This is a genomic window from Arthrobacter sp. SAFR-023 (genome assembly GCF_051965295.1).
Lineage (GTDB): Bacteria > Actinomycetota > Actinomycetes > Actinomycetales > Micrococcaceae > Arthrobacter.
In genome coordinates this window covers 58,438-83,061 of record NZ_JBQCMF010000018.1, presented here as the reverse complement: position 1 = coordinate 83,061, position 24,624 = coordinate 58,438, and the positions used below count along the sequence as shown (strand labels likewise).

Below are 24,624 nucleotides of genomic sequence, written 5' to 3'. Positions count from 1 at the left end.
CACCAGAGGGACAGGTATGGCCCGGCCCCCGGTCGGGCCGGCAAGAATGTCAGTCCCTGGGATCAGAATGGGTCTATGAAAGGTATTGGGGGCACCCCGCACCGGGCCGTGGGGCCGGGAGGCGGTGGCCTGACTTCTATGGCAGGGAACGACGGCGATGGCAGGGGCAGCCGGGTGACCTCCGCTAGTGCGGCTAAGAATGTCAGTGCCCCCGCTCATACTGTGGACATGGATAACAGCACGGCTGCTGCGGAGGCGTTGGAGGCCATTAGTGCCTCGGCCCTGGCGCTGGCTGCCGAGCTGCGCAGGACGGCTGATCCGGGTCCGGGGGACGCGGATTCGCTGCCGGATCATGTTGACCCTCTTGGAGAGCAGGCGACTGCATTCCTGGACGGCCTGACGGATGTGGCCGGGATGGAAGCCCGGCTTGCGGCTGTGAAGGTGCAGCTGGCCACCGGATACGCCACGGCGGATGCGGCGATGGCAGCGCCGGCTTTGACCCCGCAGGACCGTTCTGTCCGGCAGATGTCCGTGACCGCGGAGGTGGCCGGCGCGTTGACGGTGAGTGAGGGTGCGGCGGCACGGTTTCTGGTTGAGTCCGCCAAATTGAGTTCGGATTTGCCGTTGACGCTGGCCGCGATGCAGGCGGGAACGCTGTCCTGGCAGCACGGGCGGATCATGTGCGACGAAACCGACGGGCTGACACCCGAAACCGCGGCGGCTTTTGAGGCCCACTTCCTGGACCCGGAGGCTCCCAATCCGGCGCGCGGTTGCCCGGCCTGGGAGCTGACACCGGCGAGGTTCCGGGCGAAGGCAAGGTATTGGCGGGAACGGCACCACCAGGACAGCATCGAAGCCCGGCACCGCAGCAGTGCCAAGGACCGCCGGCTGGAGTACCAGCCGGACCGGGACGGCATGGCCTGGCTGTCGGTGTTTCTGCCCGCTGACCAGGCCGCCGGGATCTGGAATCACACCACAGCCATCGCACGTGGGCTTCAAGGGCCCACCGAATCCCGGACCCTGTCGCAGTTGCGCGCCGATGTCACTGCAGGATGGCTGTTAACGGCAGGTTCCAGTGGTGACGGCGTAGCTGCAGGATCCTCCGCGGACTCCGTCCCCGGTGATGTGCAGTCCCCGCGGGCGCAGGTCCTTGTCACCGTTCCGGTGTTCGCGCTGCTCGGTCAGACCGACGAGCCAGCCATGCTCGACGGATACGGGCCGATCCCGGCCTCCACGGCCCGCCGGCTCGTCGCCAACGGCGCGACCTCGTTTTTGCGGGTGCTGACTGATCCGCAGGACGGCGCACCGCTGGAGATCGGACGCACCAGCTACCGGCTCACCAAACCGATGCGCCAATGGCTCCGCCTCCGCGACGCCAAATGCACATTCCCCAACTGCAACAACCACTCCCTCGATAACGACGCCGACCACATCCTCGCCTGGGCAGACGGCGGCGGCACCGGCGTGACCAACCTCGGCCAGCCCTGCCCCAAACACCACCGCCTCAAACACACCACGGCATGGAGACCGGTCGGCGCCACCCGGGAAGGCCCGCCCGGCTGGATCTCACCATCCGGCCGTCACTACCCCGCCGAACACCAGGACTGGGAACCACCGGAATGGCCACAACCGCCGCCAATCCAAGACTTGCAGGAACTGCCAGCCGGCCAGGATTGGCGGGAGCTGCCACCCGGCCAGGATTGGCTTGAGCCGGACGAGGAGCTGGAGCCTCCGGATATGCCCGACGGCCTGGATCCACCGCTGCCTTTGGATCCCTGGCCCTACTGGTCCTCACCCACGGCCGCCTGAGGGCGGATCTGCGTATCACGGTGCCCGGCAGAAGTCAGGCCCGGGACCAGCGGTACTCGTTCTCCGGGCGGCCCGGAGCGCCGTACCGTGCCGTGCGGGAGACCGTTCCGGCGTCGGCAAGGTACTCGAGGTAGCGCCTCGCCGTAACCCTCGACATCCCCAACGCCGTCATGACTTCCGTGGCCGAGACGGCCCCGGGCTGCTCCTTCATGAAATCGCGGACGGCGTCGAGCGTTGAAGGGGCCAGGCCCTTCGGCAGCGGCAGCTCGGACGGCGCCCGCAGGCTGGCGAAGGCCTGGTCCACATCGCTCTGCGAGGCGGCTGCCTTCGCCGACCCCGCCGCCGGTCCTGCCAACTGCTCACGGAACTGCCGGTAGCTCTCCAGCTTGTCCGCGAACGTCGCGTAGGTGAACGGCTTGATGAGGTACTGCACTACGCCGATGGAGACGGCGCTGCGGACAATCGCCAGTTCCCGAACAGCCGTAATCGCGATGATGTCGGCGAAGTGCCCGGCGGAGCGCATCCGCCGGGCGATGTCGAGGCCATGCAGGTCCGGCAGGTTCATGTCCAGCAGAACCAGCTCCACCGGGCTGCCAGCGGCGGAAAATTCGGTGAGCATGCGGAGCGCCGACTGGCCGTCCGGGGCCGTTCCCGCCAGCGTGAAGCCGTCCACCCTGCCCACGTAGGCGGCGTGTGCCGCAGCCGCTATGAGCTCGTCCTCGACGACGAGGACTCGGATGTCTGTCACGCGTGCTCCTCCGGGGGGCTCGATGCGGCCGTGCTGGACGGGAATGTGCTGGACGGGAATGTGCCGGATGGAATTGTGCCGGACGGCGGTGTGCTAGGTGGAAAGGTGTCTGGGAGCAGTGTGTCTGGGAGCAACGTGTCCGAAGCGATCGTGGCCGGAAGCGCGATGTGGAAGCGCGCCCCGCCGGTGCTCGAGTTGCTGATGCTCATGGTACCGGCCAGGCGCTGGACGGCCTGTTTCACCAGTGCCAGGCCGAGGCCCCGTCCGAAGGGCCCGGCCGTCTTGGTGCTGAAACCGTAGCGGAACACGTCGTCCACAGCTGTTGGATCAATGCCTTTGCCCGAATCCTGCACGGTGATGTCCAGGCTTCCGCCCGCCGTGTCCACCAGCAGCTCCACCCGCCGTGGTGCGGGGACCTCGGCGGCAGCGTCGATGGCGTTGTCCAGCAGATTACCAAGGACGGTGACCAGGTCCTGTACGGCCAAGTCTCCGCTGAGGGCCGGCCCGGACGCCTCGACCACCAGCTCGACGCCGCGCTCGTGGGCCTCGGCTGCCTTGCCCATGACCAGTGCGCTCAGCACCGGCTCCTGGACTGAACCGACCACGTCGTCCGTCAGTTGCTGGCTCAGCTCCAGGTCCTTCGTGGCAAAGTCGAGGGCCTCATCAGTCCGGCCCAGCTCCAGCAGGGAGACCATGGTGTGAAGGCGGTTTGCGTGCTCGTGGGTCTGCGCACGGAGGGCATCGGAAAGCGTCCGCATGCTCTCAAGCTCGGTGCCCAGGGATTCGATCTCCGTGCGGTCGCGGATAGTGGCAACGGTGCCGAACAGCGGGCCCCGCTGCCGTCCGGCGGAGGATCCCGGCCCCACTGCCGGCCGCTGGTTAACCACCAGCACGCCGTCACGCGTGAGGTGGATTTCGTCGTGGGCCGTGCGTCCCGACTCGAAGAGTTCCTTGAGACTGGGGGCCAAAGGCAGGTCGGCGAGCAATGGCGTGGCCGCGTGATCGTCCTCAGCTTCCCGCGGCTCCAGCCCCAGCAGTTCGGCCGCCTGGTCGTTGTAGATGACCACCCTTCCGGCCGGGTCGATCAGTACGACACCTTCCCTGACCGAGTGCAGCACCGATTCGTAGTAGGCGAAGAGCTGGGCCAGCTGCTCGGGACCCCACCCCCTTGTCACGCGCCGCAGGTAGCGGCCAAGAAACCACGACGCCAGCGATCCGGCCGCGAGTAGGAAGCCTGAGACGGCCAGCAGCGCCGGCAGCCTGCCAGAGATGGCCACGTCCACGGTATTGACGGTCACCCCGGCTGCCACGAGGGCGCGGACCGTGCCGCGGGCGTCCTTGGCCGGGGCGATCGTCCGCACCGACGGACCCAGCGTTCCGGCGGTGATCTCGGTGAACACCCGTCCTTGGAGGGCCTCCTCGATCGAACCGATGTAGGGCCGGCCAAGCTCCTCGTCCAGCGGGTGCGTCCACCGCGTCCGGTCCGGCGCCATGATGGTGATGAAATCCGCTCCGGAATCGGCCATGACTTTCAGGGCGTACGGCTGCAGCTGCGCCGAGGGGTTCCCGGAGCCGGCAGCCTGCAGAACCAGCGGGTTATCGGCAATGGACGTAGCGAGGGCGCCCATTCGCCGGCCGGCCTCCTCGTAGGCATGGTCCCTGGCGTCTACAAAGACCGCCGTGCCGACGATAGCCGTAAGGGCCAGCATAAAGAGCAGGTTCGCGACGAACAGCCGCCTCGCGATGCTCCAGCGGTGGATCATCAACACCTCCCATGACCAATATGAACGCAACGGTGAGCCAAGTCACCCTGTGGCGAATGATGGAAATCACAAAGGACCGACGCGCGGAGCCCAGAGATTGTGCCGAAGCGTCTTCCAGATTATCCATAAGGAGAGACAAGATGGCTTCTCAACGAGGAGAGTCGGCAGCGCCGGCTAAAGCCGAGCGTAAGGGACTCGACAAGTCCCATTATCTGTATATCGCGGTCATCGCAGCCGTCATCCTCGGCGCTCTGGTGGGACTGCTGTTCCCCGAGGTCGGAAAATCACTCAAACCCCTTGGTGACGGCTTCATCAAGCTGATCAAGATGATGATCGCCCCGGTCATTTTCTGCACCATCGTGCTGGGCATCGGCTCCATCGCCAAGGCGGCCACCGTCGGTAAGGTCGGCGGCCTGGCACTGGGCTACTTCGTCGTGATGTCCACCTTCGCGCTGGCGATCGGCCTCGTCGTCGGCAACATCATCCACCCGGGCGAAGGCCTGAAGCTCACGCCGTACGACCCCAACAAGAAGGCCGCCACGGACAGCACCGTCGACTTCCTGCTGGGCATCATCCCCGGCGACATTCCGGTGCTTCCCACCCTGCTCGCCGCCATCCTCGTCGGCTTCGCGCTGCAGAAGATGGGCCCGCAGGGCGCCCCGATCCTGAAGGCCATCGGCCACGGCCAGGCCCTGGTCTTCCGCATCCTGATCATGATCATGTGGCTTGCCCCGGTGGGTGCCTTCGGTGCCATCGCCGCCGTGGTCGGCGCCACCGGCTTCCAGGCCATCGTGAGCATGTTCACCCTGATGATCGCGTTCTACATCACCTGTGCGCTGTTCATCGTCGTCATCCTGGGCGGCCTGCTGCAGGTTGTCACCGGCGTGAACATCTTCAAGCTGATGAAGTACCTGGCCCGCGAATACCTGCTGATCTTCTCGACGTCGTCCTCCGAGGCCGCCCTGCCGCGCCTCATCGCCAAGATGGAGCACCTGGGCGTTTCCAAGCCGGTTGTCGGCGTGACGGTTCCCACCGGTTACTCCTTTAACCTGGACGGCACGGCCATCTACCTGACCATGGCGTCGCTGTTCGTGGCCAACGCGATGGGCACCCCGCTGGACCTCGGCGCGCAGATCTCCCTGCTGATCTTCATGATCATTGCATCCAAGGGCGCGGCCGGCGTTACCGGCGCCGGACTGGCCACCCTGGCCGCCGGCCTGCAGGCCCACCGGCCCGAGCTCCTGGGCGGCGTCGGCATGATCGTCGGCATCGACCGCTTCATGTCAGAGGCCCGTGCGCTGACCAACTTCACCGGCAACGCCGTCGCCACCCTGCTGGTCGGCACCTGGGTCAAGGAGGTCGACGGCGAACAGGTCAACCGGGTGCTGTCCGGTCAGGAACCGTTCGACGAACAGACCATGGTGGCGCACCACCACGGCGCGGTGGAAGCAGCCGCTCCCGCCATGCCGGCCAAGGCCTAGGGCCCGGCGCCAGTACAGACAAAGTGAAACCGCCCTCACAGGCCTCGCCTGTGCGGGCGGTTTCATGCCGTCAGAAAAGTCAACCTTCGACCTCAGGTACAAGGTAAAGGCTCAAACGCCGTCAAAAGTCAAGGTTCATGGAATGCCGTGTCGGGCGCTGTAGCCTTGGGGTGGAAGAAGCAGGGGCGCTGGCAGACAGCGGCAGAAGAATCACCGTCATCGAAAGTGTGGATAGATACGTGAGCAGCGAACAGGGTTCAGCAACTCTGGAAGGCACGGACCTCGACCTGGAAGACGCCGTCATGGGTCCTACCGGCCGTCCCCACCGCGAATTTCCGGAGCCCGCGCCGCTGTCCTCCCATGGACCGGCCCGCGTCATAGCCATGGTTAACCAGAAGGGCGGGGTGGGCAAGACCACCTCTACCATCAACCTTGCCGCAGCGCTGGCCGAGTACGGCCGCCGCGTGCTCCTGGTGGATTTCGACCCGCAGGGTGCGCTGTCCGCCGGGCTCGGCGTCAACCCCCATGAACTCGATCTGACGGTCTACAACGTCCTGATGGACCGCAAGATTGACATCCGGGACGCCATCCACCAGACCGGCGTGGAGAACGTGGACCTGCTGCCGGCCAACATCGACCTCTCGGCGGCGGAAGTTCAGCTGGTCAACGAGGTGGCCCGTGAGCAGGTCCTGGACCGGGCGCTCAAGAAGGTCGAGGACGACTACGACGTCGTGCTCATCGACTGCCAGCCTTCGCTCGGTCTGCTCACCGTCAACGCCCTGACCGCGGCCCACGGCGTGATCATCCCGCTCATCTGCGAGTTCTTTGCCCTGCGCGCGGTGGCCCTGCTGGTCGAAACCATCGACAAGGTCCAGGACCGGCTCAACCCGCGGCTGCAGGTGGACGGCGTGCTGGCCACGATGTACGACGCCCGCACGCTGCACAGCCGTGAGGTCATCAGCCGCCTGGTGGAGGCCTTCGGCGACAAGGTCTTCGAAACCGTCATCAAGCGTTCCATCAAGTTCGCTGACGCTACCGTGGCTGCCGAGCCCATCACAAGCTATGCCGGAAACCACGTGGGTGCCGACGCCTACCGCCGCCTCGCCAAGGAACTGATTTCGCGCGGCGGCGCGCCCTAGCCCGGATGACCGCAGAGCCGGCAACGCCCGCCGCCGAGGCCAGGCGGTCCGGCTTCGAAGTACGCCTGGCCAACTTCAGCGGCCCCTTCGACCTCCTGTTGGGGCTGATCTCCAAACACCAGTTGGACATCACCGAGGTGGCGCTTGCCACGGTCACCGACGAGTTCATCCGGTATATCCGGAACCTCCAGGAGTTGGGGGAGGAGTGGGCCCTTGACGAGGCCAGTGAGTTCCTGGTCATCGCGGCCACGCTGCTGGACCTGAAGGCGGCGCGCCTGCTGCCGGCCGGGGAAGTGGAGGACGATGACGACATCGCCCTTCTCGAGGCACGTGACCTGCTCTTTGCCCGGCTGCTGCAGTACAAGGCCTTCAAGAAGGTTGCCGCGCTGATGGACGCCACCCTGGAACTGGAGTCCCGGCGCTATCCGCGGCAGGTGGCCCTCGAGGAACACTTCGCAGCGATGCTGCCGGAGCTGGTCTGGAAGCACAGCCCCGCACAGTTCGCGGCGCTGGCCGAGGCAGCGCTCAAGCCAAAGGACCCCGCACCGACAGAGGTGGGCGTGGCCCACCTGCACGGCAGCACGGTCAGCGTCAGGGAACAGGCTGAACTCATCGGCCTGCGGCTGCAGGACGGCCGGCCCCTGACGTTCCGTGCATTGATAGCCGACGCCGAATCCACGCTGGTTGTGGTGGCGCGCTTCCTGGCGCTGCTGGAGCTGTTTAGGGACCAGGTGGTGGCCTTCGACCAGGTGGCGCCGCTGGGAGACCTGACTGTCCGCTGGACCGCGGATGGCACCGGATGGACGGGGGAGCACCTGAGCGAAGAATACGAGGAGCAGCAATGACGGATCCAGTTGCGGGCCGGGAACGCGCCGCACTTGAGGCGGTGCTGATGGTGCTGGACGAGCCCGCCTCTGCCACCGACCTGGCCGCCGGACTGAACCTGACGGTGGCAGCCGTCGAGGAACTGCTGCTGGATCTGCAGCGCGACTATGACGGCTATACTGTTAAAGCCCCGGATTTGGAAACTGGCAGCAACGGACCTAAACATGACGTCGCTTATAGCCCCCGGGGTTTTGAATTGCGGAATGTCGCCGGCGGCTGGCGCATCTACTCACGGGCTGAATTCGCCGACGTCGTCGGTGCTTTTGTCCTTGAGGGGCAGACGGCCAGGCTGACCCAGGCGGCGCTCGAGACACTGGCCGTCATCGCTTACCGGCAGCCGGTATCCAGGGCAAGGGTTTCTGCAATTCGGGGAGTCAACGTTGACTCTGTTGTGCGGACGCTAACCCAGCGCGGCTTAATCGAGGATGGCGGAACAGATCCGGAATCGGGCGCTGTCCTGTACCGCACGACGTCGTATTTCCTTGAACGCATGGGAATCGGCTCGGTGGCTGAGTTGCCTCAGCTTTCACCGCACCTTCCGGGGCTTGAAGGAATTGAAGAGTTCTACGACGCCGGAAGTATGTAGGCGGCACGCCTGCAAAGCAGTTTTTACCAGGGCAGATTTAATCTGCACGGCTGGCTAGTGTTGTCTTTGGACAACCTTTGCCGGTCAAAAATCACAGAGGACGGGTCATGACACAGGCGGGACGCCAGGGTTCACCACGTAACAGCTCCGGACGTAAAGGTCCGGAGCGCAACGCTCCACGCGGCGCGGCACAAGGCCGCGGCGCAGGCGCAGGCGCCGGGAAGCGCGACTTCCCCAAGGGCGGCGACCGCCCCTTCGGCGACCGCACCTTCAAGGCCAAGCCCCGCGAGGAGCGCTTCGTCGATCCCGACGAGGCACCCGCCGGCCGGCGGCCCGCCGGTGACTGGAAGGGCGGCGCCAAGGCCCCCGCAGCCAGGACAGGTGCACCCAAGACCGGCGCCCGCAATGCCGCCGCCGCCCGGAAGCCCGGCGCGAACAGGGCCCCCGGCACCCCCGGCGCACTGAAGCCCAAGTCGGGCGCCCCCAAGGCAGCGGGTTCGCGCGCCTTCGGCAGCGAACGCTTCGGTCAGAACCTGGGGCCGGTCCGCCGGCCCTCCCGCACCCGCGGACCGCGCGCCGAGGTGCCGCAGTCCGAAGTCCACGACGCCGACGGCGTCCGCTTGCAGAAGGTCATGGCCTCCGCCGGCGTCGCCTCCCGCCGCGTCTGCGAAGACATGATCGCCGAGGGCCGTGTTGAGGTCGACGGCAAGGTCGTCACCGAGCTCGGTGTACGCATCGATCCCAAGACCGCCGTCATCCACGTGGACGGCCTGCGCATCCAGCTCGATGACACGCTGGTCTACATGGTGTTCAACAAGCCCAAGGGCGTGGTGTCCACCATGGAGGACCCCGAAGGCCGGCCGTGCATCAGTGACTACATCCGCAACAACCAAGGCGAACGGCTCTTCCACGTCGGGCGCCTTGACGTCGCCACCGAGGGCCTGCTGCTGCTGACCAACGACGGCGAGCTGGCCAACCGGCTGACGCACCCGTCCTATGAGGTCCCCAAGACCTACCTGGTCCAGGTCCGCGGGCCGTTCCCGCAGGGCATCGGCGCGCAGCTCAAGGAGGGCATAGAACTCGAGGACGGCTTTGCCTCGGTCGACTCCTTCCGCCTGGTCGACTCGACCCCGGGCCATGTCCTGATCGAAGTGGTGCTCCACTCTGGCAAGAACCGCATCGTCCGGCGCCTGTTCGACGCCGTCGGGTTCCCGGTACTGCGCCTGGTGCGCGTCAAGGTCGGCCCCATCGGCCTGGGCGATCAGCGCCAGGGAAGCATCCGCAACCTCGGCAAGCAGGAAGTCGGCCACCTGCTGGCATCCGTGGGGCTGTAAGGGATGTCGGCTTTCCGTACGCACGGCCGCGGCCATCTGAATGGCCCGGTCGTCGTTATCGGCACGGGCCTGCTCGGCACCAGCATCGGCCTCGGCCTGCGCGGCCGCGGCGTTGCCGTGTACCTGTCCGATCCGTCGCCGACCAACCAGGCCGTCGCCGTCGACATCGGCGCGGGTGTCCCGTTGGCTGCCATGGGTGACGAACGTCCTGAACTCGTCGTGGTCGCGTCTCCGCCGGACGTGACCGCGGACGTTGTGGAACGTGCGCTGGCAGACTATCCGGACGCGACCGTCGTCGACATCGCCAGCGTCAAGGCAGCGATCCTGCATGACCTGCGGAGCCGCGGCGCGGACCTCAGCCGCTACGTGGGTACCCACCCCATGGCTGGACGCGAAAAGTCCGGGCCCGTCGCCGCCCGGGGCGAGCTTTTCACCTCCATGCCGTGGGTCATGTGCCCGACCGAGGAATCCTCGGCGGGGGCAGTCCAGGCCGCACGGGCGCTGGCCACCGACCTGGGTGGCCTCGTTTCGCAGTTCACGGCCGAGGAACATGACGGGGCCGTGGCCCTGGTCTCGCACCTGCCGCAGGTGATGTCCTCGCTGCTGGCCAGCCGGCTGCAGGACACTCCGATGCATGCCCTTTCCCTTGCCGGGAACGGGCTCCGCGACACCACCCGCATCGCAGCCAGCGACCCCACGCTGTGGGTCCAGATCCTGGGGGCGAATGCCCGAAAGGTGGTGGAGATTCTTTACGGTGTGCGCGAAGACCTCAACCGGCTGATCGGGACGCTGGAAGACCCCGCGGCTGCCGGGGCCCGTCTTGACCTGGCCCAGCTGATGAGCGAAGGCAATGCAGGGCAGGCCAGAATCCCGGGTAAACACGGCGGACCTCCGCAGGCCTATTCCTGGCTCACAGTGCTTGTCGATGACCGGCCCGGCCAGATCGCCAGGCTGCTGACCGAGATCGGTGAGATTGGCGTCAACCTCGAAGACCTCCGGCTGGACCACTCCTCCGGACAGAACGTGGGCATGGTGGAGATCTCGGTGCTGCCGAGCGCGCATGACCTACTTGTAGAAGCACTAAGCGACCGTGGATGGCGGGTACTTCAGTAATGACACAGGAACTGATCGACACTTTGCCTGCCCTCCGGCTGGGCCGGCCGCTGGTCGTGGCCATCGACGGGCCATCAGGCTCGGGCAAATCCAGCGTCAGCAAGGAAGTGGCACGGCGCCTGAACCTCGCCTACCTGGACACCGGTGCCATGTACCGGGCCCTCACCTGGTACTGCCTCGACCGCGGAACGGACCTTGCCGACGCCACCGCCGTCGAACTGGCAGCCGAAGAACTGCCGCTGGACATCAGCACCAGCCCGCACACCGAGTTTGTGCGGGTCGGCGGCGCCGACGTCACCGACGCCATCAGGGAACCGGGCATCTCCTCGTCCGTCAGCGCCATCGCCACCACGCTTGGTGCCCGGACCGAACTCATCCGCCGCCAGCGCGCCCTGATCGAAAAGCACAACCGCCGCATGGTGGTGGAGGGCCGGGACATCACCACAGTCGTCGTGCCCGGTGCACAGGTGCGCATGCTCCTGACCGCCAGCGAGGAAGCCCGGCTCCGCCGCCGCGGTATCCAGCTCGGCGGGACGCAAAGCGCCGAGCAACTGGCCGCCCAGGTTACCCAGCGGGACGCGAAGGACTCCACCGTGGTGAACTTCACCCAGGCGGCGGACGGTGTGGTGACGCTGGATTCGTCCGACCTGGACTTCGAGGAAACCGTGGTTGCCGCGCTCCGCATCGTCACCAAGGTCATCAACCATGAGTGATGCCGCCAGGGAGACCCGGGCCGGGCTGCCGGGGACTGTTGTTCCCGGCCTGTGGACCATGGCTTGGAGCCGGCCGGTCGGCGGGTTCCTGAACAACGCCGTCTACCGCACCTCCGTCACCGGGCGCTACAACGTTCCGGCCGCGGGGCCGGTGATTTTCGCAGGAAACCACATCAGCTTCCTCGACGGACCCGTCATGTTCGGCGCATCACCCCGGCCGATGCACATCCTCGTTAAGAAGGAGATGTTCAAGGGCTTCCTTGGCCGCGTGCTGAGGGCCTCGGGCCAGCTTCCGGTTGACCGTGCGGGGGACCGGTCCGTCCTGCAGCTCAGCAAGGATGTGCTCGACGCCGGGCGCTGCATCGGCATCCTGCCCGAGGGGACCCGGGGGAGCGGCACGGCAACCGGCATCAGCAACGGGGTGGCATGGCTCGCCCTGAATTCGGACGCCGTTGTGGTGCCCGTGGCCATCCTGGGCACCCGGCAGGGCGGCGAACACCTGGACAGCATCCCGAAACCCGGCCGCCGGCTGCACGTCAGCTTCGGCCAACCCCTCGCGCTCGGCCGGAATCCGGGTGAAACCGGGCGTGCTTCAATGGACAGGGCGGCTACGCAAATCCGGGACACTCTGGCCGCGCATGTCAGGACTACCGTCCGGCACAGCGGAATCCCTTTGCCCTCCGCGGATCATCCGCACCAACGTTCCACCGCAGTAGCCGGACCGCCGGCAGACCACCATTAAGGAAAGCGCAATGAGCGATACGACTCAAACTTCCGGCCACTCCGGCGCCGGCGAAGACGAATACACGCCCACCGGCACAGACCAGGTGGCTGAACATCTGGCGGCCATGGACGACGACGAGGCGGAGCTTCGTGCCGCCTCCCTCCGCGCCGGACTGGACGACTACGAACTCGACGAAGAAGACGCCGCGCTCCTCAGCGGCCTGCACGACGAGGACGAGTTCGAGGGTCCGCTCAAGCTCGACCCCGTGCTCGCCATCATCGGCCGCCCGAACGTTGGCAAGTCCACCCTCGTCAACCGCATCCTGGGCCGCCGCGAGGCGGTCGTGGAGGACACCCCCGGTGTGACGCGCGACCGCGTGATGTACTCGGCGAACTGGAACGGGCGCAACTTCACGCTGGTGGATACCGGCGGCTGGGAGCACGATGCCCGCGGCATCCATGCCCGGGTGGCGGAGCAGGCCGAAATGGCAGTGGAGCTGGCTGACGCAGTGCTGTTCGTCGTCGACTCGGCAGTTGGCGCAACCGCCACCGACGAGGCCGTGGTGAAGATGCTCCGGCGGAGCAAGAAGCCTGTCATCCTCGTGGCCAACAAGGTGGACGACTTCGTGCAGGAAGCCGACTCCGCAGTCCTGTGGGGCCTGGGCTTCGGCGAGCCGTACCCCGTCTCCGCGCTGCACGGCCGCGGCGTCGCCGACCTGCTCGACCACGTTATGGACACCCTGCCGGAGTTCTCCACCGTTGAGGGCATAGAACGCTCCGGCGGCCCGCGCCGGATTGCCCTGATCGGACGCCCCAACGTCGGCAAGTCCTCCCTGCTGAACAAGCTTGCCGGCTCCGAGCGCGTGGTGGTGGACAACACTGCCGGCACCACCCGCGACCCGGTCGACGAATTCATCGAGCTCGGCGGCCAAACCTGGCGTTTCGTGGATACCGCCGGCATCCGCCGGCGCCAGCACATGGCGCAGGGCGCCGATTTCTATGCCTCGCTCCGGACCCAGAGCGCGCTGGAAAAGGCGGAGGTCGCCGTCGTTCTTCTTGCTGTTGATGAGGTGCTCAGCGAGCAGGACGTCCGCATCCTGCAGCTGGCCATTGAGTCGGGGCGGGCCCTGGTGCTCGCTTTCAACAAGTGGGACCTTCTGGACGACGAACGGCGCCGGTACCTGGAACGCGAAATCGAGCAGGACCTGGCCCACGTGGAGTGGGCGCCGCGCGTCAACATCTCCGCCAAGACGGGCTGGCACAAGGACCGCCTGGTGCCGGCGCTGGAGCTGGCGCTGGAAAACTGGGACAGGCGCATTCCGACCGGACGGCTCAACGCCTTCCTGGGCGAGCTGGTGGCGGCGCACCCGCACCCGGTCCGCGGCGGCAAGCAGCCCCGCATCCTGTTCGGCACGCAGGCTTCCAGCCGGCCGCCGAAGTTCGTCCTGTTCACCACGGGATTCCTGGACCCGGGCTACCGCCGGTTCATCACCCGCCGCCTGCGGGAAACCTTCGGCTTCGAGGGTACGCCCATCGAAGTCAGCATGCGGGTTCGTGAAAAGCGCGGCAAGAAGCGTTAATTACGACACACCGGGCGGCGAATACCGGAAAGTGTCACTGGCACCCGCCGGAATCGTGTAAGCTCTTCTAGGTGGTTCGGCCGGACTGCTTAGATGAAATTCTTCGGAAGATTCATCTGGCGGAGAACGGCGGAACTGACGGGCTGTAGCGCAGCTTGGTAGCGCACTTGACTGGGGGTCAAGGGGTCGCAGGTTCAAATCCTGTCAGCCCGACCGCATGAAAACCCCGCCAACCCAACAGGGTTGGCGGGGTTTTCTGTTGCCCCGAGTCTGAGGTTGGAGAACGACGCCGGCTGGTTGCCCGCCGTCGTCCACGCGGCAGCGTGCTACTTGAGGAAGCGCGACGTCCTGCGGTCGGCCAGGATCTTGCCGTTGGTCTGGCAGGTTGGGCAATACTGCAGTGCAGTATCCGCAAAGGACACCTCCCGGACCGTGTCCCCGCATACCGGGCAGGGCTGGCCCGCGCGGCCATGCACGTTCATGCCGCTCCGTTTCGCATCCTTGAGGTCCGCGGGCGCCTTTCCCTGGGCTTGGGCCACTGCGGCTCCCAGGACAGTGTGGATGGAGTCGAACAGGACCCCGACCTTCGCCGGCTCCAGGGAATTGGCCATGGCGAACGGGGAAATTTTCGCTGCGTGCAGGATCTCGTCGCTGTACGCGTTTCCGATGCCGGCAATGACACTCTGGCTCCGCAGCACGCCCTTGATCTGGTGCGCGTGCCCGGCAAGGATCTCGGCGAACATCTCCCGGGTGAAGGCCGGCACGAGCGGATCCGGCCCGAGGTCTGCGATGCCGGGAACGTCGCCGGGCTTTGACACCACGTAGATTGCCAGGCCCTTCTTGGTGCCGGCCTCGGTCAGGTCGATGCCCACCTTCCGGCCGTCGCCGTCCGCAAGGTGCAGCCGGGCCGCAATGGGACCTTTGCCGGGCCGGAGCGGATCGGGCGAGGGATTTTCGGTGTAGCGGACCCAGCCGGCCCTGGCGAGGTGAAAGACGAGATACAGGCCGTCAGCGTTGATGCTGACAAACTTCCCGAACCGCTCGACTCCGGTGATAACCCGGCCCGCCAGCGCCGTGTAGGGCGGGTCGGCCGTCTTGAGGACCGCCACGGACAGGATCTGCATCTTCTCCAGCACCGCGCCGCGCAGCCGTGTGTCGAGGAACGTGCTCAGTGCGGCCACCTCGGGTAGTTCCGGCATGGCACCACTTTGCCACACGGTAGGCCGGATTGGGCGGTTCCCGCAGGCATACCGGCGCATCCGGCGGCCAGGGAGTTGTGCATATACTTTCAACCGGTGGCTGTTCCCTACGCCTCCGTTGACATTGGTGATTGACCCGATGAAAGGCCCCTGATGAGCAACATTCCCTCTGATCTGTCCTACACCGCCGAACATGAATGGGTGACCGCACCGAACGCCGATGGTGTTGTCCGCGTGGGGATCACCGACTTCGCACAGGACGCCCTCGGGGATGTCGTCTACGCCCAGATGCCCGAAGTTGGCACCACTGTTAAGGCAAACGACGTCGTCGGTGAGGTGGAGTCCACGAAGAGCGTCAGCGACATCTATGCTCCTGTCTCCGGCGAGATTGTGGCCCGCAACGAGGCGCTCGACGGCGATTCTGCGCTCATCAACTCCGATCCGTACGGGGACGGCTGGCTCATTGAAGTCAAGCTGGCCGAACCTGATGCAGTGGATTCCCTGCTCAGTGCATCGGAGTACGAACAACAGGTAGGCTAAAGCTAACCGGTCCCGCTGCCCGGCCACCGGAGTCCAGCCATGGAGTCCTGTGGCCGGACGGCGGGCGGCATATCGGTTCTGCCAGGCAGTTCCGGACGGTACGCGTTGATTGCAGGGGGACATCTGCAACGAAAGAGGAGGAATCCATGGTTGGCGGCGAACAGAACCACACCAGCGGCGATTACGGCACAGGTGCGGGCAGGGCCTCGGAAACCACCTCGATCAACCTCACTCCGGTTCATGACGAGCCGACGATCGTACCCAAGCTCTCCCCGGAGGAACGCTCTGCCGTCGAGGCACTGCCCTCCGGTTCGGCCCTGCTCGTGGCCCACAGCGGGCCGAACTCGGGTGCCCGTTTCCTCCTTGACTCCGATGTCACCACGGCCGGGCGGCACCCGGATGCTGATATTTTCCTCGACGACGTGACGGTCTCCCGCCGCCACGTCGAGTTCCGGCGCACACCGCGGAGCTTCGAGGTGGTGGACACCGGAAGCCTGAACGGCACCTACGTCAACCATGACCGCGTGGACAGCGTGGAACTGAGGTCCGGAAACGAAGTCCAGATTGGCAAGTTCCGCCTCACCTTCTACCTGAGCCCTGCCCGCGCAGCAGGACGCGTCTGATTCGGAGCGGCTGCCTGTGGCAATGGCACAACCGGAGCGCCGGGGACCACTGGTCCTGAACATCGGGGAAGTGCTCGCTCAGTTGAGCGACGACTTTCCGAGCATGACGGCGTCGAAAATCAGGTTCCTTGAGGAAAAAGGGCTCATCAATCCCCGGCGTACGCCCGCGGGCTACCGGCAGTACTCGGACAGCGACGTCGAACGGCTGCGCTTCGTCCTGTCGCTTCAGCGCGACCAGTATCTGCCGCTCAAGGTCATTAAGGACTACCTTGACGCGATCGACCGGGGTGAGCGGCCCGAGAACCTCCCGCCCGGGGTCACCGTGTCCCCGCGGATCGTCTCGGACGAGCTCGCCGCGGAACTGCAGAACAAGGCGCGCAGGCTCAGCGAGGAGCAGCTGCGCGCGGAGTCGGGTGCCAGCGTGCCGCTTTTGCAGTCCCTGCTCAGCTTCGGCCTCATCGGGCACACCGACGGCAAATTCGACGAGCACGCCCTCCAGGTGGCCCGCGCCTGTGTCCAGCTGGAGAGCCACGGCCTGGAGCCCCGGCACCTCCGCCCCTTCCAGGCTGCCGCGGAGCGCGAGTTCGGACTCGTGGAACGCGCCGTGGCCACCCTGACCTCGCGCAGGGACGCTGCGTCGCAGGCCCGCGCGGCGGAAGCAGCCAGGGAAATCAGCGACCTCTGCCTCACCCTGCACCGCGCCCTTGTCCAGGACCGTATCTCGCGGATGGAAATCTGATGATCGAAGTCGAGATTGTAGGCGTCCGCATCGAATTGCCCTCAAACCAGCCCCTGGTCCTGCTCCGCGAGATGCATGGAGAGCGGCACGTTCCCATCTGGATCGGGACGCCCGAGGCAAGCGCCATCGCGCTGGCGCAGCAGGGCGTGGTGCCGCCGCGGCCCATGACCCACGACCTGCTCGTGGACGTGGTGGAGACGCTTGGCCATTCCGTGGTCAGCGTGAACATCGTGGCCGTGGAGGACAACATCTTCTACGGCCAGCTCCAGTTCGACAACGGGGCCACTGTGAGCTCCAGGGCATCCGACGCCCTGGCCATCGCGCTGCGGGCCAAATGCCGGATCTGGTGCGCTGACTCCGTCATGGACGAGGCCGGCGTGCGCATCACCGAACACGACGAGGGCGAGGACACGGAACCCGGTCCTCCCACCGTGGAGGAGGAGCGCGAGCTCCGCAGGTTCCGGGAGTTCCTTGACGACGTCGAGCCCGAGGATTTCGACGGCTAAGGTCACGTTAAGGTTAAAGTTAAGGCTGAAAGTTTCGACACGCCCCACCAATCATGCGAACGTCTTTGACCTTGGGCCATGGCAGGCCTAACGTCGAAGGTACCAAGTTCCCATTGCATACGACAGCGGCGCAAGTCACACTGGAAAGTGCTACTCCGGCCGAATTACAAGCGTGAATTTCAACCGGACTTCATGCGCGTAGCAGCTGTTGCGGCAACTTCCCCAGGGGAGCTCATGACAAGGAGGATCCACGTGAGTCCGAAAGGCGAAGCAGGCGAGCTGAAGCAACCCTCGACGGCCGGCGTAGCCGTGCCCGCAAGCGGTGCTCAGGGCCTTCTCTTCACTGAGGATCTCCCGGTTCTGGATGAGGACGCCGGCTACCGCGGCCCCACTGCCTGCAAGGCCGCCGGCATTACGTACCGGCAGCTCGATTACTGGGCCCGCACCGGCCTGGTGGAGCCTGCAGTCCGCGGCGCAGCAGGCTCCGGTTCCCAGCGGCTCTATGGTTTCCGCGACATCCTGGTCCTGAAAGTCGTCAAGCGGCTGCTGGACACCGGCGTATCGCTGCAGCAGATCCGCAGCGCGGTGGAGCACCTCCGTGAACGTGGTGTCGAGGACCTGGCCCAGATCACCCTCATGAGCGACGGCGCCAGCGTCTACGAATGCACCTCCGCGGACGAGGTCATCGATCTCGTGCAGGGCGGCCAGGGCGTGTTCGGCATCGCTGTGGGCCGGGTGTGGCGCGAAGTCGAGGGGAGCCTCGCCTCGCTGCCCAGCGAGCACGCCGGCGACCAGACGTTCCCGGACGACGAACTTAGCAAGCGCCGCGCGGCCCGCAAGATCGGCTAGCGGCGCCAGCCACGAGAATAAGCAGAAGGCCGCCTCCCGTCGGGAGGCGGCCTTCTCTGTCTCAACATTTCGGCGTGATCCGGCATCAGGCTGGCCCCGGAACCAGGGCTGCTTACCGGGCGCTGCGGCTGCGGCTGGTCTTGTTGGCGGCCAGAAGATTTCCCAGCAGCGTGTCGTAGAGCCCGGCCGCGGTCTTGGCTGAGTCCCCGGGCCAGTGATGGACGGAGTGCGCCGCGCCCTGGATTTGCTGCCAGTTCGCCTGCTCCGGTATGTGCGGAGCCAGCAGGAGGTCGCCGAACATGGCCTGCATCTCAGAAAGCCGGAAGGCGTGCTCGGAGGACCCGGAGCGTACCCGGTTGGCGACGATCCCGGCGGGGGAGAGATTCGGGGCAAATTCCTGCCGGAACAGCTGGATGGCCCGCATGGTGCGTTCAGTGCCGGCCACGGAGAAGAGCCCGGGCTCAGCGACCAGCGCCACCTTGTTGCTGGCGGACCAGGCCATACGGGTCAGGCCATTCAGGGACGGCGGGCAATCCACCAGGACGAGTTCATACGCGTCTGCGCCGGAGAGCACCGCGGACAGCCTGCGCAAATCACGTTTGCCGAGGTCCGGCCGGTCGTAGATACCGGTGTACGCGGACCCGACGGCGACATCGAGCACCGCTGGGCCGGAACCGTTGACGGCTGCCCGGCTGATCCAGCCGCTGGGCACGACGTTCTCGGCGATCTTGGCCTTGCGCGGATTCTTCAGCATCCTGCCGATGTCCAGCTTGTGACTGGGCTGCACGCCGAGGGCTGTGCTGGCGTCGGCATGGGGATCGAGGTCCACTACGAGGGTGGGGATGCCTGCGGCCAGTGCCGCAGACGCCAGTCCGGTTGTAACGGATGTCTTGCCGACACCGCCCTTGAGGCTGCTGATGCTGACTACTTGCACTTGAGAGACCAATACCTAACGCCGGTTGCCGTGTTGGGGTACGTTCCGTTCCGGTGCTGCCGGAACCGGCTGCAGGAACAGGGGCAGGCTTCCGCCGCCCCATTCATCATATGTTGACCTCGGCCGGATTCCCTTCTTCTGCGGATCCGGGCATGCCTCGCCGGCCGGACGTCCCTCCGTCGTCGTCCGGCGGCAGAAAACAGCACTAAATACGGGCTTGGCAGTGAATATGGCCCGGACATGACGGATAATTCTGTGACGGTAGACACAATGATTTGTGTTTCGTCCGGCCCGTCTTACACACTGTGACCACTCACCGATACACCCGCAATGATGCAGGAGAAGTATGTTTTCCAAGATTCTGGTGGCCAACCGCGGAGAAATCGCAATCCGGGCTTTCCGCGCCGGCTACGAACTGGGCGCCAAGACAGTCGCCGTGTTCCCCAACGAGGACCGCAACTCGATCCACCGCCAGAAGGCCGATGAGGCGTATCTGATTGGCGAAGAGGGCCACCCCGTCCGCGCCTACCTGGACGTCGACGAAGTGGTGCGCGTGGCGAAGGAGGCCGGGGCGGACGCCATCTACCCCGGCTACGGCTTCCTCTCCGAGAACCCGGACCTGGCGCGTGCCGCGAAGGCCGCAGGCATCACCTTCGTGGGTCCGCCCGCGGAGGTCCTGGAACTCGCCGGCAACAAGGTGGCGGCACTGGAGGCCGCCCGCAAGGCCGGCGTCCCCGTGCTGAAGTCGAGCGCGCCCTCGAAGGACCTTGACGAACTGATCGCTGCTGCGGATGAGATCGGCTTCCCCATTTTCGCCAAGGCTGTGGCGGGCGGCGGTGGGCGCGGCATGCGCCGCGTCGACACCCGCGAAGCCCTGCCGGAGGCGCTGCAGTCTGCCATGCGCGAGGCCGACGCCGCCTTCGGTGACCCCACCATGTTCCTTGAGCAGGCGGTGCTGCGCCCGCGCCACATCGAGGTCCAGATCCTGGCTGACGCCGAGGGCAACGTCATGCACCTCTTCGAGCGTGACTGTTCCATCCAGCGCCGCCACCAGAAGGTAATCGAGATCGCCCCGGCCCCCAACCTGGACGAAGGCATCCGCCAGGCCCTGTACCGGGACGCCGTGAAGTTTGCCAAGGCCCTGAACTACGTCAACGCCGGTACGGTCGAGTTCCTGGTGGACACCGTGGGCGAACGCGCCGGCCAGCACGTCTTCATCGAAATGAACCCCCGTATCCAGGTGGAGCACACGGTTACGGAAGAGGTCACCGATGTCGACCTCGTCCAGTCGCAGATGCGCATCGCCGCGGGCGAGACCCTGGCTGACCTGGGGCTCTCCCAGGAGACCGTCCACCTCAAGGGCGCCGCGCTTCAGAGCCGCATCACCACCGAGGACCCGGCCAACGGCTTCCGGCCCGACGTCGGAAAGATCACCGGATACCGCTCCGCCGGCGGTGCCGGCGTAAGGCTCGACGGCGGCACCGTCTACTCGGGTGCCGAAATCAGCCCGCACTTCGACTCCATGCTGGTGAAGCTCACCTGCCGCGGCCGGGACTACCCCTCCGCGGTGGCCAGGGCACGCCGTGCGCTGGCGGAGTTCCGCATCCGCGGTGTCTCCACGAACATCTCCTTCCTGCAGGCCGTCCTTGACGACGCCGACTTCATCGCCGGCAACGTGGCCACGTCCTTCATCGACGAACGGCCCGAACTGCTGAAGGCCCGCGTGTCCGCCGACCGCGGCACCAAGCTGCTGACCTGGCTGGCCGAGGTGACGGTGAACAAGCCGAACGGCGAACTTCCGGTCCGCACCGACCCCGCGGACAAGCTCCCGTCCGTCGCCGGCGCCGAGGCACGCCCCGGCTCCCGCCAGCGGCTGCTGGAACTCGGACCGGAGGGCTTCGCCAAGGCGCTGCGCGAGCAGAAGGCCGTCGCCGTCACCGACACCACGTTCCGCGACGCCCACCAGTCCCTGCTGGCCACCCGCGTCCGCACCAGGGACCTGCTGGCCGCCGCGCCTGCGGTCTCCACCCTGCTGCCGGAACTGCTCTCCGTCGAGGCCTGGGGCGGTGCCACCTACGACGTCGCGCTGCGGTTCCTCGGCGAGGATCCCTGGGACCGGCTTGCCGCGCTGCGCAAGGCCCTGCCGAACGTCTGCCTGCAGATGCTGCTTCGCGGCCGGAACACCGTGGGCTACACCCCGTACCCCGAGGAAGTGACCGAGGCCTTCGTCAACGAGGCAGCGGCCACCGGCATCGACATCTTCCGCATCTTCGATGCACTCAACGACGTCAGCCAGATGGCGCCGGCCATCCGCGCCGTCCGGGCCACCGGCACCGCCGTCGCCGAGGTGGCACTGTGCTACACCGGTGACATGCTGGACCCGAACGAGACGCTCTACACGCTGGACTACTACCTGGGCCTGGCGGACAAGATCGTCGAAGCGGGCGCCCACATCCTCGCCATCAAGGACATGGCAGGCCTGTTGCGTCCGGCAGCTGCGGCGAAGCTCGTCTCCGCGCTGCGGGAACGCTTTGACCTTCCGGTGCACCTGCACACCCACGACACCGCAGGCGGCCAGCTCGCCACCCTGCTCTCGGCAGTCGATGCGGGCGTCGACGCCGTGGATGTCGCCTCAGCATCCCTCGCCGGCACCACCAGCCAGCCGTCGGCGTCGGCCCTTGTTGCGGCCCTGGCCCACACCGAACGCGACACCGGGCTCAGCCTGGCGGCAGTCAGCTCCCTCGAGCCGTACTGGGAAGCTGTGCGCAGGGTCTACGCCCCCTTCGAATCGGGCCTGCCGGGTCCGACAGGACGCGTGTACCAGCACGAAATCCCGGGCGGGCAGCTGTCCAACCTCCGCCAGCAGGCCATCGCGCTTGGCCTGGGCGAGCGCTTCGAGGCGATCGAGGACATGTACACCGCTGCGGACCGGATCCTGGGCCACCTGGTCAAGGTGACCCCGTCGTCGAAGGTGGTGGGCGACCTCGCCCTGCACCTCGTGGGCCTGAACGCAGACCCGGCCGACTTCAACGAGAACCCGCAGAACTACGACATCCCCGACTCCGTCATCGGATTCCTGTCCGGCGAGCTGGGCGATCCTCCGGGAGGCTGGCCGGAACCGTTCCGCACCAAGGCCCTCCAGGGCCGCAGCGTCAAGGTGCGCGACGTCGAGCTGAGCGCCGAGGACAGCGAAGCTCTCCGCGGTGACTCGAAGACCCGCCAGCAGACGCTGAACCGGCTGCTCTTCGCCGGTCCGACCAAGGACTACCTCAAGAGCAGGGAGACGTACGGCAACGTTTCGGTCCTGGACACCCGCGACTACCTGTACGGCCTGCAGCGCGGCGAAGAACACGTGATCCAGCTCGAAAAGGGTGTGCGCCTCATCGCCTCCCTGGAAGCTGTGTCGGAGCCGGACGAGAAGGGCATGCGCACGGTCATGTGCACGCTCAACGGCCAGTCCCGCCCGGTCTCGGTGCGCGACAAGTCCGTGGTCAGCAATGTGAAGGCGGCGGAGAAGGCTGACGCGTCCGTGCCGGGCCACGTCGCCGCTCCCTTCGCTGGCGCCGTGACGGTCACCGTCAAGGCGGGCGACACCGTCAACGCCGGCGACACCATTGCCACCATTGAGGCGATGAAGATGGAGGCCTCCATCACGACGCCGGTGGGCGGCAAGGTGACGCGGCTGGCCATTTCCGCCGTGGAACAGGTCCAGGGCGGTGACCTGCTGATCGTTGTTGAATAAACGGCGGTCGAATAGATGACTGTTGAGCACGTGACTGGCGGCTGAATGACCGCTGAATAGCCTGCAGGGCGGCCGGTGGCCGCCCTGCAGGTAGGGTGGTAGACAGAAAAAGGTTGTGGGGGACGGCGCTAAGCCGCCCCCACAGCTATTTCCGAACCACACTGGCTGCCGCAAACCCATCCGGCAGCCAGTACGAAACAGAGCGGAAGCCATGACGCAGACCAATACGCCCAAGCCCGGGCCGCGCCCTGACCGGAGGCCTTCGATCTCCCAAGGCAGCGTCGTCGACCTTGCGGCGGAGCCCGTCACCGGTCCCGGAGGGGTGTCTCCGGCGGACGCAGCGGACCTGGCAGACGTCGCGCTGACCAGTGACGTGGCTTCGGCAGGGGACATCAGTGTGGTGACCGTTTCCGACGCCCAGGACCGTACGTCTGCCGGATCGCTCCCGGCAGTCGGCGGCGTGGTGCAGCGGGGGACGGTCACATCGGCCATGCCCGTTGTGACCGCCGGTCCCGGTGGAGCCATCGCGGAGCACAAAGACCTAGCTGACGCACCGGCCCCCGTTGAACCGCTTCCCGCGCCAGTTGATGAAGGTGAAGAGTCCAAGGACCTTCCCGGGCGCCGTGAACGGCCCGAGGGGCCGGAGCCTGCTGCCGCCCTGACCGCTGACCGCCTCCTGACCAGGGCCGCAGCCGCCCCGGTGTCGGGCTGGCGCCGCTGGCTGTACCAGGCAACGCTGGGCTACGTGAACCTTGGCGACTCGGACCAGGTCCGGATCCAGCGGGCCATGGAGCACCGCATCGCCATGCGCCTGGGGAAGCGGACCCGGTATGTGCCGGTGCTCTCGCGCAAGGGCGGCGTGGGCAAGACCACGGTCACAACCCTGCTCGGCATGGTGCTGGCTGAGCTGCGTGAGGACCGGGTCATCGCGATGGACGCGAATCCGGACCGGGGCACCCTTTCGGACCGGTCGCCGGGCAGGGCTGATTTCACGGCCCGCCAGCTGGTGAAGGACAGGTTCACGGTTGACTCGTTCGCGCAGCTGTCCAACTACACGGCGCGGGACGGTTCGCGCCTCGATGTGCTCGCCTCGGACACCGATCCTATGGTGGCGCACGCCTTCGACGACGCCGACTACCGCGCAGTTACCGACATCCTGGGCCGGTATTACTCGATCGTGCTCACAGACTCAGGCACCGGCATGGTGCACTCGGTCATGAAGGGCACGCTGGAGAAGGCCGATGCCGTGGTTCTCGTCTCGGGCGGCAGCGTGGATGAGGCCCGGCTGGCGTCCGAAACGCTGTCCTGGCTAGAAGCCCACGGCCGCCAGGATCTGGTCGCCAAGGCCACAGTGGTCATCAATATGGCTGCCGGTAACCGCACCCTGGTCAACATCGACGAAATCGAGCAGCACTTCCTGTCACGGGTGAAGAACGTGGTGCGGATTCCGCATGACCGGCACCTGGCGGAGGGCTCGCGGATCCGGCTGGGCCAGCTGAAGCCGGCAACCCGCGCCGCAGCCGTGGAGCTGGCCGCGCTGGTGGTGGACGAGCTGCAGCAGGCCTGACCCGGCGCCGTCGGGAGTTTTTGTCCACTTATTGGCCTCTGGAGGCGCCGG

At 66.4% G+C, this 24,624-nt stretch carries 21 protein-coding genes and 1 tRNA gene; 18 read left to right on the top strand and 4 right to left on the bottom strand.

The features are described 5' to 3' along the window. Window positions 1–228: 228 nt before the first annotated feature. Window positions 229–1,809 (top strand): DUF222 domain-containing protein, encoded by a 1,581-nt coding sequence (locus tag ACTHQX_RS18300; RefSeq protein WP_440158536.1) that lies wholly within the window; start codon window positions 229–231, stop codon window positions 1,807–1,809. Window positions 1,810–1,843: 34 nt separating this feature from the next. On the opposite strand, the gene ACTHQX_RS18295 is transcribed toward ACTHQX_RS18300, so the two are convergent. Together ACTHQX_RS18295 and ACTHQX_RS18290 are read right to left on the bottom strand one after the other, a co-directional pair. Further along, window positions 1,844–2,557 (bottom strand): response regulator, encoded by a 714-nt coding sequence (locus ACTHQX_RS18295; RefSeq protein ID WP_236807949.1) that lies wholly within the window; start codon window positions 2,555–2,557, stop codon window positions 1,844–1,846. Next, window positions 2,554–4,320, bottom strand: coding sequence for a sensor histidine kinase (locus ACTHQX_RS18290; protein WP_440158537.1), 1,767 nt, complete (start codon window positions 4,318–4,320; stop codon window positions 2,554–2,556). The genes ACTHQX_RS18295 and ACTHQX_RS18290 overlap by 4 nt, the downstream gene beginning before the upstream one ends. Before the next feature lie 140 nt (window positions 4,321–4,460). On the opposite strand from ACTHQX_RS18290, the gene ACTHQX_RS18285 reads away from it, so the two are divergent. From ACTHQX_RS18285 to ACTHQX_RS18240, 10 genes are all read left to right on the top strand, one after another. Then, window positions 4,461–5,801, top strand: a complete 1,341-nt coding sequence (locus ACTHQX_RS18285) for a cation:dicarboxylate symporter family transporter (protein ID WP_440158539.1) — start codon at window positions 4,461–4,463, stop codon at window positions 5,799–5,801. Window positions 5,802–6,040: 239 nt separating this feature from the next. Continuing rightward, the gene (locus ACTHQX_RS18280) at window positions 6,041–6,940 is read left to right on the top strand and encodes a ParA family protein (RefSeq protein WP_440158540.1); all 900 of its coding nucleotides are present in this window, start codon (window positions 6,041–6,043) and stop codon (window positions 6,938–6,940) included. Between the two features lie 5 nt (window positions 6,941–6,945). Next, the gene (locus ACTHQX_RS18275; protein WP_440158541.1) at window positions 6,946–7,785 is read left to right on the top strand and encodes a segregation and condensation protein A; all 840 of its coding nucleotides are present in this window, start codon (window positions 6,946–6,948) and stop codon (window positions 7,783–7,785) included. Next, window positions 7,782–8,411, top strand: coding sequence for an SMC-Scp complex subunit ScpB (scpB, locus tag ACTHQX_RS18270; protein ID WP_440158542.1), 630 nt, complete (start codon window positions 7,782–7,784; stop codon window positions 8,409–8,411). Before ACTHQX_RS18275 ends, scpB begins: the two co-directional genes overlap by 4 nt. A 107-nt stretch (window positions 8,412–8,518) precedes the next feature. Further along, window positions 8,519–9,745: a pseudouridine synthase gene (locus tag ACTHQX_RS18265; protein ID WP_440158543.1), complete on the top strand. Its 1,227-nt coding sequence runs from the start codon at window positions 8,519–8,521 to the stop codon at window positions 9,743–9,745. Window positions 9,746–9,748: 3 nt separating this feature from the next. After that, complete coding sequence (locus ACTHQX_RS18260) at window positions 9,749–10,858, top strand: prephenate dehydrogenase (protein ID WP_102973940.1); 1,110 nt, start codon at window positions 9,749–9,751, stop codon at window positions 10,856–10,858. Further along, window positions 10,858–11,571, top strand: a complete 714-nt coding sequence (gene cmk, locus ACTHQX_RS18255; RefSeq protein ID WP_236807956.1) for a (d)CMP kinase — start codon at window positions 10,858–10,860, stop codon at window positions 11,569–11,571. The genes ACTHQX_RS18260 and cmk overlap by 1 nt, the downstream gene beginning before the upstream one ends. A 58-nt stretch (window positions 11,572–11,629) precedes the next feature. Further along, window positions 11,630–12,313: a lysophospholipid acyltransferase family protein gene (locus tag ACTHQX_RS18250; protein ID WP_440158586.1), complete on the top strand. Its 684-nt coding sequence runs from the start codon at window positions 11,630–11,632 to the stop codon at window positions 12,311–12,313. A gap of 10 nt (window positions 12,314–12,323) precedes the next feature. Next, the gene (gene der / locus ACTHQX_RS18245; protein ID WP_440158544.1) at window positions 12,324–13,874 is read left to right on the top strand and encodes a ribosome biogenesis GTPase Der; all 1,551 of its coding nucleotides are present in this window, start codon (window positions 12,324–12,326) and stop codon (window positions 13,872–13,874) included. Window positions 13,875–14,013: 139 nt separating this feature from the next. Beyond that, window positions 14,014–14,087, top strand: a tRNA-Pro gene (locus ACTHQX_RS18240). 113 nt (window positions 14,088–14,200) lie between these two features. Here ACTHQX_RS18240 and ACTHQX_RS18235 read toward each other — a convergent pair. Continuing rightward, window positions 14,201–15,073: an Fpg/Nei family DNA glycosylase gene (locus ACTHQX_RS18235; RefSeq protein ID WP_236807958.1), complete on the bottom strand. Its 873-nt coding sequence runs from the start codon at window positions 15,071–15,073 to the stop codon at window positions 14,201–14,203. A 153-nt stretch (window positions 15,074–15,226) separates the two neighbouring features. On the opposite strand from ACTHQX_RS18235, the gene gcvH reads away from it, so the two are divergent. The 5 genes from gcvH to ACTHQX_RS18210 all read left to right on the top strand — a co-directional run bounded on the left by gcvH (window position 15,227) and on the right by ACTHQX_RS18210 (window position 18,330). Further along, window positions 15,227–15,613 (top strand): glycine cleavage system protein GcvH, encoded by a 387-nt coding sequence (gcvH, locus tag ACTHQX_RS18230; protein WP_111903684.1) that lies wholly within the window; start codon window positions 15,227–15,229, stop codon window positions 15,611–15,613. A 146-nt stretch (window positions 15,614–15,759) separates the two neighbouring features. Then, complete coding sequence (locus ACTHQX_RS18225) at window positions 15,760–16,236, top strand: FHA domain-containing protein (RefSeq protein ID WP_111903683.1); 477 nt, start codon at window positions 15,760–15,762, stop codon at window positions 16,234–16,236. A 22-nt stretch (window positions 16,237–16,258) separates the two neighbouring features. Beyond that, entirely contained in the window at window positions 16,259–16,975 is a 717-nt protein-coding gene (ftsR, locus tag ACTHQX_RS18220; RefSeq protein ID WP_043418625.1) for a transcriptional regulator FtsR, read from the top strand. After that, the gene (locus ACTHQX_RS18215; RefSeq protein WP_102973947.1) at window positions 16,975–17,481 is read left to right on the top strand and encodes a bifunctional nuclease family protein; all 507 of its coding nucleotides are present in this window, start codon (window positions 16,975–16,977) and stop codon (window positions 17,479–17,481) included. Before ftsR ends, ACTHQX_RS18215 begins: the two co-directional genes overlap by 1 nt. 252 nt (window positions 17,482–17,733) lie before the next feature. After that, the gene (locus tag ACTHQX_RS18210) at window positions 17,734–18,330 is read left to right on the top strand and encodes a MerR family transcriptional regulator (RefSeq protein WP_236807959.1); all 597 of its coding nucleotides are present in this window, start codon (window positions 17,734–17,736) and stop codon (window positions 18,328–18,330) included. Window positions 18,331–18,442: 112 nt separating this feature from the next. On the opposite strand, the gene ACTHQX_RS18205 is transcribed toward ACTHQX_RS18210, so the two are convergent. Next, the gene (locus tag ACTHQX_RS18205; protein WP_440158545.1) at window positions 18,443–19,264 is read right to left on the bottom strand and encodes a ParA family protein; all 822 of its coding nucleotides are present in this window, start codon (window positions 19,262–19,264) and stop codon (window positions 18,443–18,445) included. 346 nt (window positions 19,265–19,610) lie between these two features. Here ACTHQX_RS18205 and ACTHQX_RS18200 point away from each other — a divergent pair, with 346 nt between their 5' ends. Together ACTHQX_RS18200 and ACTHQX_RS18195 are read left to right on the top strand one after the other, a co-directional pair. Beyond that, window positions 19,611–23,006 (top strand): pyruvate carboxylase, encoded by a 3,396-nt coding sequence (locus ACTHQX_RS18200; protein WP_440158546.1) that lies wholly within the window; start codon window positions 19,611–19,613, stop codon window positions 23,004–23,006. A gap of 211 nt (window positions 23,007–23,217) precedes the next feature. Continuing rightward, window positions 23,218–24,573, top strand: a complete 1,356-nt coding sequence (locus ACTHQX_RS18195) for a nucleotide-binding protein (RefSeq protein ID WP_440158548.1) — start codon at window positions 23,218–23,220, stop codon at window positions 24,571–24,573. The last annotated feature ends 51 nt before the right edge of the window (window positions 24,574–24,624 follow it).